Genomic DNA, 12,958 nt, shown 5'->3' on the forward strand with positions numbered 1-12,958 from the left:
AATTAGCAATTCACGTGCAAATAAAACAAATTTGTAAATTTATAGCTACTGTTTATTTTTAAATACCTGCATAATCAAGGAAAACTGATGAATAACATTTATAAATCCAAATGGAGTGAAGCAACACAAACATGGGTAGCCTGCTCGGAACTGGTACGTGGTAAAACTAAAAATAACTGTGTCAAAATCGCTGCAGCTGTTGCCCTTGCCATGATCAGCATAAGTTCATATGCGGCAGAAGCAGGTTCTTCTCCGTGCACTACTACAACGAATGTTCCTGACAAACCAAATATTAACGTTTCTGGCTCTACGTGCTATATAGATGATTCTATTAAATATTCAACAATAACAGCAAAGAATTCTACTATAGAGAATAACAACACAAACATAGTTGCTGAAGGAAGCAATAGTGCTATCTCTGAAAAAGTAATAAATATAACGGGTAAAAGCTCATTAACAGCAGATACTATAACTACTACAAATAATAAAAAAAATAATCAAAGCAGTGCTCTTTATGTAAATAATGGTTCCAGTGTAACTGTTAAGCATGATCTTAATGCTACTAACACTAATACAGGTACTTCGGCACAAATTATTTCAGTTAAAAATGGCTCTGCGTTAGAAGTCACCAATGATATAACTATTACCGATGAAGGAGGAGCAAGCGATGCTGGCATTTTGAATGATCATGGTACTATTACCGCTAATAATATAACGATAACAGGAAATCAAAATGTTGTTAAAGGCTCTTCAGCAATTATAAATAAGAATGGGGGCTCTATTACAACAAAGGGCAATCTAACAATTGAACAAGGTGGAAAAAATAGTGCGATTCAACAAATACAAGAACCAAGCGATGATGATGAAGATCAATCTGTTCCGCCAGAAATCCATATTGGAAAAAATCTTGATATAACAACATATGCCTCTGAAAGTAATGCCTCAGCCATAGATATTCAGTCAGGAACAATCACTGTTGAAGGTAATACAACTATTAACATGACTACTAATCTTGGTAATAAAAATCCATCCGTCATTAATGTTGGAGGCGGTACCTACACGGCAAAGGGTAATACCACAATTACTATTATGGATAAAGATACGGATGGTACGAAAAAAGAAAATACAACTACAACCGGAATAATACTAACAGATGGTGGCATTTTTACTAATGAAGGAAAGATAGAGGTAAATGGCGGGAAAAACTCTGTAATTGCTTCAGATCAAAGTGTCAGCAAGGACAAGGAAGTAATTTTCAATAATAATGGTACAACTTCTAGTCAGGTAGATACTGTTGTTCACAATGGAAGCGGTATATTTACTATTAAGAATAATGGTACACTGGAATCTGTACCGTTGCCTGAAAATAAAGATAAAAATTATTCGGTTATCAAAAATAAAGCTGCAGGTAACGTGATCGTTACAAATACAGGAACACTTTCAGGTAATGTCAGTAATGATAGTTCAGGACAAATAAGTATTACTAATACTAATACAGGAACACTTTCAGGTGATGTCAATAATGGAACACTTTCAGGTGATGTCAATAATGATAGTTCAGGACAAATAATTATTACTAATGATGGTTCTATTAAGGAGGGTTCAATTAATAATAATGCGACCCATGGTTACATAGAAATTACCAATAATGGTTCTATTAAGGAGGGTTCAATTAATAATAATGCGACCGATGGTTACATAGAAATTACCAACAATAATCTTATTGAGGCGGGTTCAATTAATAGTAATGCGACTGGTGGTCGCATAGAAATTATCAACAATAAAGATATAAACAGCTCTATCAATAATAATAATGACAATGCTAGTATTCTTATTCACAACAACAAAAACAGCACTATTAATGGTGATATTACTATTCATAAGGATGGTATTCTTACTGTTAATAATAATGAAGCTAGCTCAGTTATTAGTGGTAATATTGCTAATAAAGATAAAGGTGTGTTTACTATCTATAATTTCGGTAAAGTTATGAAGAGGACTAAAACTCCCAATAAAGATCCGAATGCGATTGACGAGTATCGTGAAGACCCGAACGAAATTGAAAATTCCGGTACAGGTTCGATGTTCATTATTAATGAAAATACCGGTGAGATACTCAGCAATATTAAAAATGAAAATACCGGTATCATTAAGATTTTCAATAAAGATAAGAGTACCCTTAGTGGCTCTATCACAAATACCGGTGATAAAAGAAGTGATGATGCTGAGAATATCCTGATTAATAACAATCATATTTTAAATAGTACTATTAATAATGAAGGCAATGGCAGTATTGTTATTAACAATAATACAGCCAGCTCTGTTATTAATGGTAAGAGTATTCATACTAAGGCTGCTGATACTGATACTAAGGTTGGTATTAATGGTGATATTACTAACAAAAATACCGGTAAAATCACTTTAAAAAATAGTGGTAATATCCAGAACAAGATTGAAAATTCTGGTTCTGGTTTGATAGATATTACAAATGATAATACCGGTAATATAGCCAGCACTATTCTTAATGGAGGTGCTGGTATTATCGACATTACCAATGACGGCACCCTTAGTGGATCTATCACAAATACCGGTGATCCCAATACTGTCACTGCCAACAATATTGATATCAAAAATAGTACTTCCGGAAATATAGCCAGCAAGATTCTTAATGGAGGCGCTGGTAATATTAAGATTACCAATAACGGCACCATTAGTGGCTCTACCACCGATGATGAATTACCCAACTCTATCGAAAATACTGGTACAGGCAATATCTCTTTAATCAATGATGGTAAGATAGCCAGCGATATTCTTAATGGAGCCGCTGGTAGTGGTATTAAGATTACCAATAACAATACCCTTAGTGGCACTATTACCAATACTAACTCAGGATCTGTTTATGCCACAAATACCGGAACCTTTACCGGTATGACAACAAATTCCGGTTCGGGGATATTAGATCTGGATAATAAGGGTATCTGGAACAATACCGGAAACTCTGTATTAACAAAGCTGCAAAACACTACCGGGACAATTATATTTCCGCAAGTATCTGAAGTTAATGCCGGAGACAAAGACCAGTACCATACTATCACTGTTAATGGTAACTATACCGGCGGCGGTCTGATGCGTGTTAATACTGTATGGAATAAGGATGGCACTTCTTATAGCGACCGCGTTGATATTCATGGCGATGTAGACGGTGCCGCTACAACAGTGCAGACATTAAACAAAAAAGGTATCTATGGCGATGTAACTCTGAAAGAGATTCCTATTCATTCTGCAGTAGTGGTACATGTAGCCGGTAAGAGTAGCGGCAATGATTTTACCGGTTCCGCGCCGACTACCAATGCCGGCGAAGCTCAGCTTAAAAAAATAGATACTACTTCAGGAACTGATTATGCATGGACTTTAACTGCACAACCTAAAACACCTGATCCTGTTGTGCCTGTTCCGCCCGGACCTACTGTTTCTGATAAGCCTGTTCCGCCAGCACCACCCATAAAAGAAGTACCAATTTATGCAGAACCGGTTTCCGGTTATGTGCAGATGCCTGCAGCAGATATGGAACTTGGCTTTACCACGGTTGGTACATTACATGAGCGCCGCGGTGAAAACCAGACTTACAATATCACCGGCTCAAATAATACTGCTCTTGGTGATGATCAGCAGCAGACATGGGGCAGAGTTCTGGTTAAACATCTGGATAAAGATGGTAAAAAACGTCTGGATACCGCCGGTAATCAATCTGTATTACAGATTGGTCATGATTTTATTCTGGATGAAAATGAGAAAACCGGAATACGTCGGCATATTGGCGGCTATGTAGCTTATGGCCATAATGAAAATGATTTCCGCGATGACTACCGTGCTAAGAATGGTTATATTGTTGATGACCATTACACGGGTAAAGGCCGTACGGATGCAGTAAGTGTTGGCGGTTATGGTACCTTCTACGGCAATAATGGCGGTTATGTGGATCTTGTTGGTCAGGTAACTTATCTGCGCAATAAATACAATGCCCGTTCGAACGAATCTGTACATCAGAACGGCTGGGGTGCAGCTTTATCAGCTGAAACAGGTAAATCATTTATTGTTTATGGAAATAACTGGTTTGTAGAGCCGCAGGCTCAGCTGGTATACCAGTATCTGTCTCTGGATGATTTCAATGACAGGATCCGCCATGTTGACCAGCATGATCCGTCTGCACTGCGCGGTCGTGTAGGTATGCGTTTCGGCTACAATGGTGATACCCGTGATAACCTGCCGTCATCCTCTTTCTATGGTATCGCGAATATCTGGCATGATTTTGTTAATCCGAAATCAGTTGATATTGGTCGTGACAGTCTGAAAGAAGAATATGCGAAAACCTGGGGCGAACTCGGTCTGGGTATTCAGTTGCCAATCACCCGTCAAAGTGATTTCTACAGCGATATCCGTTACGAGAAAAACTTTGGCAGTGATAAACGCAAAGGCTTTAAAGGTACTATGGGTTATAAATATACCTGGTTATAATGCATTATCCGGCAGTAGCCATATGGTTACTGCTGCTTTCTGCAGGGCACAGCATTTAATGCTGTGCCCTGTTTCTGTTTAAAAATTCTTTGGTTTTCTTTTCAGCAGAACAGGCTTGACATTCAACTTAGGTGAAGGTTTAAGCTGTTCTTTTTCTTCATAAGAATCATTATGCACAGAAGAGACTTCCTCAGATATTCGGCCATGGTAAGCGCCGCAGCTACGCTACCGCTTTCTGCTTATGCTCTGAATACTCCGGATTTACCGGTACTGGCTATTCCGCCATTATTAGATACCGGTAAAGATAACAGGATTCAGCTCACTGTTCAGCAGGGCATCAGCCGTTTTGGCAAATATCAGACGCAGACATGGGGCTATAATGGTGCTTTACTTGGTCCTGCTATACGTATTTACCGGGGCAAACCGGTACAGATAAAACTGCAAAACCGATTAACTGAAGCCACAACAGTACACTGGCATGGTCTGGAAGTACCGGGTGAAGCAGATGGCGGACCTCAGGCCTGTATACCGGCCGGACAAACACGAGTAATTGAATTTACCTCAGGCCAGCCTGCTGCAACATGCTGGTTTCACCCGCACCAGCATGGGCAGACCGGCCGTCAGGTGGCAATGGGGCTGGCTGGTTTGCTGTTGCTGGAAGATACTGTCAGTACTGGGCTGCCTATCCCCAAAAACTGGGGATTAGATGATATTCCTCTGATCGTACAGGATAAAAAATTTAATACAGCCGGACAAATTGATTATCAGCTTGATGTTATGAGTGCTGCCACAGGCTGGTTTGGAGATACTCTGCTATGTAATGGTCAGATATATCCGCAGCATAACGCGCCGCGTGGCTGGTTGCGATTACGTCTGCTTAATGGCTGTAATGCCAGAACACTGAACTTTGCCTGTAGTGATGGCCGCCCTTTATATGTTATTGCCAGTGACGGTGGCTTTCTGCCTCAGCCGGTAACGGTGTCCGGCCTGTCGGTATTGCCCGGCGAACGTTTTGAAGTAATGGTTGACACCAGTAACGGTAAAGCATTTGATTTGCTTACTTTACCGGTAAAACAGACGGGCATGAATCTGCCGCCTTTTGATCAGCCCTGCCCGATAGTTCGTGTGTCTGTACTTTCTTCGCGTAATGATGCATCTTTACCCGATCAGCTTACCAGCTCTCTGCCTGTATTACCGGCTCTGTCTCAGCTTGTACACCGCCATTTTCAGCTGTCTATGGATCCTGAGCTGGACAGTATGGGTATGCAGGCTTTACAGCAACTGGCGGGAAAATCAGCTATGCCAATGGAGCATATGTCTATGCATCAGTCTCATATGGAAATGATGCATAATATGCACACGGATAAAAACGCATTAGATTTAATGCATGCCAACATGATTAACGGACAGACTTTTGATATGAATAAGCCGGCATTTGCCGCCAGTAAAGGGAAATATGAGTGCTGGGAAATATCCGGTTCAGGCGATATGATGCTGCACCCGTTTCATATTCATGGTACTCAGTTTCGCATTCTTAATGAAAACGGACAACCGCCTGCTGCTCATCGCTCAGGCTGGAAAGATACGGTACGGGTAGAAGGTGGTGTAAGTAAGGTATTGGTGAAATTCAACCACAGTGCGCCAGCAAGTTTTCCTTACATGGCTCATTGCCACATACTGGAACATGAAGATACGGGGATGATGCTGGGGTTTACTGTCTGAATATACGCTCGTTACAAGCTGAATTTTTTCAGATATTTAAAAACTGAAGTTAATAATACTTATGGATTAATAAAACGTTAAATTAGCTGCGCCAATAAATATTTTTCCATAAGCCGGATTAGCATAAACAATGAGATTCTGGTATGAAAATATATGATGTTTTCAATAATATTTCATAAATGTCATCGTATCAGGCCTGTAAATATCCCGATAAAAATATAAACCACTCAAAACGATTGGTTTTGAGTGGTTTCTTATGTCAATGATTAATCAGCTGCACTGGTACGAATCAGATAATCAAAAGCACTTAATGCTGCTTTAGCACCTTCACCGGCAGCAATAATAATCTGCTTATAAGGTACGTTTGTACAGTCACCGGCGGCAAAAACACCCGGCACACTGGTTTTACCAAAAGCATCGATTACAATCTCGTGCATTGGCTCAGTTAAGTCTACTGTACCTTGCAAAAATCCGGTATTTGGTAATAAACCAATCTGAACAAAAATACCTTCCAATGCCAGATGATGCTCTGTATTGCTTACCCGGTCCAGATAGTTCAGACCATTAACTTTGCCGTTTTCGCCGGTTACCTCGGTAGTCTGAGCATTCATAATAATCTGAACATTAGGCAGACTATGCAATTTTTGCTGTAATACTTCATCAGCACGCATTTTACCGGAAAATTCCAGCAGAGTAACATGCTTAACAACGCCAGCCAGATCAATGGCAGCTTCTGCACCGGAATTACCACCGCCAATTACGGCTACATCTTTGCCTTTGAACAACGGGCCATCACAATGCGGACAATAAGTCACACCTTTCGTACGGTACTCCTGCTCACCGGGCACATTCATTGAGCGCCAGTGTGCACCTGTAGACAGGATAACGGTACGCGATTTTAAAACAGCACCACTTTCTGTATGTACCTCAATCAGTCCGCCTGTAGTTTTAGCCGGTACCAGCGCACTGACTCTTTGCAAATTCATAATATCGACATCATAACTGCGTACGTGGCTTTCCAGATCATGGGCAAAACGCGGACCGTCGGTACGTAAAACTGATATATAATTTTCAATATCCAGCGTGTCGAGAACCTGACCACCAAAACGTTCGGCCACAATACCGGTACGAATACCTTTACGTGCTGCATATACAGCGGCAGCAGCACCGGCAGGTCCCCCGCCCACAATCAGCACGTCAAACGGTGCTTTTGCATTCAGTTCATCAACTGCCGCACTTGCGGCATTGCTGTCAAGTTTAGCAACAATTTCCGCCAGTTCCATTCTGCCCTGACCAAATGGTTCACCATTCAGAAAAACTGCCGGCACACCCATAATCTGTTTCGCTTCAATTTCTTCCTGAAACAATGCTCCGTCAATAGCTGTATGGCTGATATTCGGATTGAGAATAGACATCAGATTCAATGCCTGTATAACATCCGGACAATTGTGACAGGTAATAGAATAATAAGTTTCGAAGTGATAACTGCCCTGCAAATTTTTAATTTGTTGCTGTAATGATTCTGCTTCTTTAGATGGATGACCGCCCACCTGCAATAAAGCCAGTACCAGTGAACTGAATTCATGCCCCATCGGATTACCGGCAAAAACCAGTCCTGTATGCACACCGGGATTAGTGATTTCAAAAGATGGCTTACGTTCAGACTGACCATCGGTACGCAGACTGACTTTATCGCTTAACGCCTCTACTTCCTGTAACAGTGCCAGCATGTCGCGAGCACCTTTACTTTCGTCCAGCGTAGCAATAATTTCAACCGGTCTGGTTACATATTCAAGATAAGCTTTTAGTTGGTTTTTCAAAGTGTCGTCTAACATTTTACTGCTCCATTACATTAATAAAAATAAACTATAGATATTCTGTTTTTGATAGCCTGCATTTTTGTTTTAGTAAAAAGCCCGGATACCGCAGCCGGTATTCGGGCTGAATGACTGTTTATTTAACAGTAAGTTTCTGATGTGTGTATTTAAGTGTGTTAGATTTTACCAACCAGTTCCAGAGAAGGAGCCAGAGTTTTTTCGCCTTCTTTCCATTTAGCAGGACAAACTTCACCCGGATGAGAAGCAACATATTGTGCAGCTTTAACTTTACGTACCAGATCTGAAGCTTCACGACCGATACCTTCTGCAGTTACTTCCACACACTGGATAATACCCTGCGGGTCAACCAGGAATGTAGCACGATCGGCAGAACCCTGACCTTCACGCAGTACACCAAAATTAGTTGTCAGGGTAGCATTGCGGTCACCCAGCATAAAGTATTTAATTTTGGCAATTGTGTCAGAAGCATCGTGCCATGCTTTATGAGTAAAATGAGTATCGGTAGAAACAGAGTAAACTTCTACGCCCAGTTTCTGCAATTCTTCATAGTGATCAGCCAGATCACCTAATTCAGTAGGACAAACAAAAGTAAAATCTGCCGGATAGAAAAAGAATACAGACCATTTACCTTTTACGTCAGCATCACTGATGTCTACAAATTTACCATTATGAAAGGCAGTGGTATTGAACGGTTTGATTTCAGTGTTAACATTAGCAACCATGAAATATCTCCTTGAATGTACAGGTTGAATTAATCGATGGATGTATAGTACACAAATTTACTCAATAAATATAATCAAATGATTTTATGTAATCGATAGTTTTTATTTTTCATAAAAAACAAAGCATTATATTTTCAAGGTTATAAAAATAACTTACAGACCAGATAAATACACTAAATTCATATATAAAAACTATTATAAACAGCCATTAGCTGTATGGGAGTTACTCTGCCAAAATCTAAAATTGCTGTAACTAAACCGGTCACAGCCTGGATGCTGCACATTACTGATATTTGCCCTGTGCATTTATCAAGATTAATATACAGATTATTATAAAAAAAGCCAAATTAAGATTGATACCGGCAAAAAATTTTTTCACTTTTTAGTTTCAGTTTAATTCTGCTACTTAATATTTGCAGGTGATGTATGGTATGAAAACGCATATTCTGCAATTGATAATATTTACACTGGTACTCATATGGTCTGCTTATCAGCCGCATGACTACCCTACTTGGTGGCTTGAAGTTTTTCCGGCATTGCTGGGATTGATACTTCTTGTATTCACCTATTCCCGCTTTCGTTTCAGTCAGCTTATGTACTGGGTAGTTTTAGTTCATGCAATTATATTACTGATTGGCGGACATTATACTTATGCCGAAGAGCCGGTATTTAATTATCTGCGCGGTGTATTTGGCTGGTCACGTAATAATTACGATAAGCTTGGACATTTTTTTCAGGGTTTTTCACCAGCTATTATAGCCAGTGAATTACTATGGAGATTACGAATTGTACGCTACCGCGGCTGGGTGATATTTTTGAGTGGTTGTGTCTGCATGACCATCAGTGCCATATACGAATTGTTTGAGTGGCTGGTAGCAACATTGAGTAATCAGGAAGCTGTCACTTTTCTTGGCACACAGGGCGATGTATGGGATACACAGAAAGATATGCTCTGGTGTCTGATAGGTTGCAGCACCATGCTTATCTATCTTTATTTTAGTAAACAGCACTTACGGAAACCATCACGTTAAAAACGCAGGCAGTTACCATTACAAGTAAAAATCAGATCGGATCCAACTTATAACAGCAGAGTATCTGATTAGTCTTGCATGGCAGCTTTGACTAAAGCTGCCATCTCTTAAAGCTCAGGTAATCAGGCGGAAACAGATTGTGTTTTTTCCAGTTTGATTTTCAATTCTTTGATATCTTCTTCAAATATCATAATTACGCCCAGATAGGCCATACCAAACATCATAGCCGTAATGAATGAGCTGGCAATTGCCATGGTATTCATCCAGACCAGACCCACAGCAAATACCAGAAAACACAAAGCAAATATGACGTTAAAATAGAACTTTACTCTTTTAAATTTTTGCTCTTTGTGTGCAAGCTGTACACTTAGTTCATTACTGTTTGTTGCAAATTCAGCAGTTTGGTTCATGTGTTCAAACTCCAGTAAATGTAAAGCTAATGAATATTATTGTAATGTCAAATTTCAAGACAAGGCTATTTTAACCGGTATTACACTCGTAATGAAGTACTATTTTAACAATTTGATATAAGAGAATAACTCTGAAAAAATTTTGTTAACGCATATTTAATCAGATATACATCCGCAAAATTATTAATTTATTTATATGACATATTCTAAATATTTTTAATTTATAACTAATATTCAAATATATATATAGTTTTAAAACTGCATAGCTTCAAAAATTTTATTTACTGTCTGTTCAGATTACGGCTAATTTTTCATCAAATTTATATATACTTATTAGCTATAAGAACTGATTTATTTGCCACACTTTATTAGGTATAAATAGAATAAAATGTTATCAGTCTGAATCTTAAAAAATTAAAAAGGCTGAAACCATCAGTTAGTTTCAGCCTTGTTTATCAATAAACAAATTACTTCTTATTTGCTAAGAAGATATTCTATTAATAACAATCGTTATTTAACTATCTTCAAACCTTTTTTCGCACCAGATTTATTACTGTCATCTGCAGGTAAACTCTCTGGCACAGAAGGCTGGCTTTCAGATACGGGGTTATCCCCGCCTGCTGTCGGGTGTTCACTGTTTTCAGTAAGAGGTTCTACATCAAACCCCATGCCGTCACCAGTTTCTCTGGCAAAAAGACTGATTACATGACCAACCGGAATCCATATATCATGGGAAACGCCGCCAAAACGGGCAGAAAAACTAACCCATTCATTATCTATATTCAGATTATGTGCGGCTACAGGCCCGATATTAAGCACAATTTCATTGTCTTTTACATACTGAAGCGGTACCTGAGTTTTATCATTTACCCATACTGCAATATGCGGTGTATAACCACTATCCAGCGCCCATTCATACAATGCGCGCAGAATATACGGTTTGGTGTTCAGCTTGCTCATTGTCCTCCCCTTTGTCAGGATAATTTAACGACGCATTGCTTTCTCGGCAGGTGTTAAGGCATCAATAAACGCTTCACGCTGAAAAATACGTTCCGCATATTTAAGCAATGGCGCAGCTGATTTTGGCAGCTTAATATCATAATGATCCAGACGCCACAGAAGCGGAGCCAGCGCCACATCAATCATGGAGAAATCATCGCCGATAATATATTTGTTTTTAGTGAATGCAGGAGCCAGCATTGTTAAGCCCTGAGTAATGGCTTCGCGGGCTTTGTTCATTTCCTTATTACTTGATTCAGGATTTTCCAGCACCAGTACATGACTGAACAGTTCTTTTTCCAGACGATATAAAACAAGACGACCACGACCACGCATAATCGGATCTGCCGGCATTAGCTGCGGATGCGGAAAACGCTCATCAATATATTCATTAATAATATTGGATTCATACAAAATCAGGTCACGTTCAACCAGAACAGGAACCTGATTATACGGATTCATCACAGCCAGATCTTCCGGCTTATTGAAAACGTCTACATCTTTAATTTCAAAATCCATGCCTTTTTCATACAGCACAAAGCTGCAACGCTGACTAAACGGGCAAGTAATACCCGCATATAATGTCATCATAATTAGTTTCCCAGAATTACTGTATAATCAATACAGTGTGGTGTTTAAAAATTATTCAATTATAGACAAATGACTCTATTTTTACCAGAAAAATAGCTTAAGTTTATGTTTATTAAAATTTTTATTATATAAATTACCATCAATCACACAAAATTCATTTAAGCCGGATTAGGCTCATCAAAAAACTGCTGAGTAATCCCGAATTCACTGGCTAATGCACAGGCAAGTGCCTGAATACCATATCTTTCGGTGGCATGATGCCCTGCCGCGATGAATACCACTCCGCATTCCTGCGCCAGATGGTATTGAGGTTCGGATATTTCACCTGTGATAAATGCATCAACCCCAGCATCAATAGCCTGCTGAAAAAAACTCTGACCGCCGCCGGTACACCAGGCCAGCCTGCGTACTGGTTGTTGTTTGTCAGCACATAACAATACGGGTTTGTGATTCAGGCCTATCTCAATCTGCTGAGCCAGCTGTTCTGCAGTTTGCTCATAGGTTAAAGCACCGTACTGAATTAAATTCTGTTCACCGCCACAGCCAGTAATCTCCCAGCCTAAACGCTGAGCCAGCTGCACATTATTCCCCCAGCGCGGATGCGCATCCAGCGGTAAATGATAGCCAGCCAGATTAATATTATTGGCTAATAATGTCTGAATACGGCGTTTTTTCCAGCCTGTAATCACAGCCGCTTCATTTTTCCAGAACATACCATGATGAACCAGCAGCATATCTGCCTGCTGCTTTACGGCAAAATCAATAGCAGCCTGACTGGCAGTGACAGCACAAACAATAGTGCTAACTTCATCCCTGCCCTCTACCTGTAACCCATTCGGGCTGAAATCGCGAAACTGAGCAACCGCCAGCTCCTGAGCGCACCAGTCTAAAATTTCTTTTCTGAAAGCCATAAATTTCCTTTAATCGTGCAAGATATAGCAGTCTGCATTGTTAATACATAGCTTTATTCTTATTACAATAAAGTTATTATACTAACAAGCTCAGGGAGAAAGCTGAAAATGTCTGAATACAGCTGAGTGAATATAAAATTATAAAAAATCATTATCTTTAAATAAAAATATTTATATGCTTTGTGATTAAATAAATGTTATTTTATGTTAATATTTATT

9 protein-coding genes are annotated in these 12,958 nt (G+C 39.6%); 3 read left to right on the forward strand and 6 right to left on the reverse strand.

Annotated features, from left to right (window positions below):
* Positions 1–87: 87 nt before the first annotated feature.
* A complete protein-coding gene (locus tag GYY70_RS07860) occupies positions 88–4,515 on the forward strand; it encodes an autotransporter outer membrane beta-barrel domain-containing protein (protein ID WP_174831981.1) in 4,428 nt (1,475 codons plus the stop codon).
* Between the two features lie 171 nt (positions 4,516–4,686).
* Positions 4,687–6,237, forward strand: a complete 1,551-nt coding sequence (gene cueO / locus GYY70_RS07865) for a multicopper oxidase CueO (protein WP_174831982.1) — start codon at positions 4,687–4,689, stop codon at positions 6,235–6,237.
* A 266-nt stretch (positions 6,238–6,503) separates the two neighbouring features.
* On the opposite strand, the gene ahpF is transcribed toward cueO, so the two are convergent.
* Both ahpF and ahpC read right to left on the reverse strand, forming a co-directional pair.
* The gene (gene ahpF / locus GYY70_RS07870; RefSeq protein WP_174831983.1) at positions 6,504–8,072 is read right to left on the reverse strand and encodes an alkyl hydroperoxide reductase subunit F; all 1,569 of its coding nucleotides are present in this window, start codon (positions 8,070–8,072) and stop codon (positions 6,504–6,506) included.
* Positions 8,073–8,230: 158 nt separating this feature from the next.
* Positions 8,231–8,797: an alkyl hydroperoxide reductase subunit C gene (ahpC, locus tag GYY70_RS07875; RefSeq protein ID WP_084586686.1), complete on the reverse strand. Its 567-nt coding sequence runs from the start codon at positions 8,795–8,797 to the stop codon at positions 8,231–8,233.
* A gap of 431 nt (positions 8,798–9,228) precedes the next feature.
* On the opposite strand from ahpC, the gene GYY70_RS07880 reads away from it, so the two are divergent.
* A complete protein-coding gene (locus GYY70_RS07880; protein ID WP_174831984.1) occupies positions 9,229–9,828 on the forward strand; it encodes a DUF2238 domain-containing protein in 600 nt (199 codons plus the stop codon).
* 122 nt (positions 9,829–9,950) lie between these two features.
* On the opposite strand, the gene GYY70_RS07885 is transcribed toward GYY70_RS07880, so the two are convergent.
* The 4 genes from GYY70_RS07885 to GYY70_RS07900 all read right to left on the reverse strand — a co-directional run bounded on the left by GYY70_RS07885 (position 9,951) and on the right by GYY70_RS07900 (position 12,739).
* Complete coding sequence (locus GYY70_RS07885) at positions 9,951–10,238, reverse strand: hypothetical protein (RefSeq protein WP_025331060.1); 288 nt, start codon at positions 10,236–10,238, stop codon at positions 9,951–9,953.
* A 510-nt stretch (positions 10,239–10,748) separates the two neighbouring features.
* A complete protein-coding gene (locus GYY70_RS07890) occupies positions 10,749–11,198 on the reverse strand; it encodes a ClpXP protease specificity-enhancing factor (RefSeq protein WP_174831985.1) in 450 nt (149 codons plus the stop codon).
* A gap of 24 nt (positions 11,199–11,222) precedes the next feature.
* Positions 11,223–11,828, reverse strand: a complete 606-nt coding sequence (locus GYY70_RS07895; protein WP_025331062.1) for a glutathione S-transferase N-terminal domain-containing protein — start codon at positions 11,826–11,828, stop codon at positions 11,223–11,225.
* 158 nt (positions 11,829–11,986) lie between these two features.
* On the reverse strand, positions 11,987–12,739 hold the full coding sequence (locus GYY70_RS07900; RefSeq protein ID WP_174831986.1) for a Nif3-like dinuclear metal center hexameric protein: 753 nt from the start codon (positions 12,737–12,739) through the stop codon (positions 11,987–11,989).
* Positions 12,740–12,958 lie beyond the last annotated feature (219 nt).

This window comes from Snodgrassella sp. ESL0324, from assembly GCF_013344955.1.
Taxonomy (GTDB): domain Bacteria; phylum Pseudomonadota; class Gammaproteobacteria; order Burkholderiales; family Neisseriaceae; genus Snodgrassella; species Snodgrassella alvi.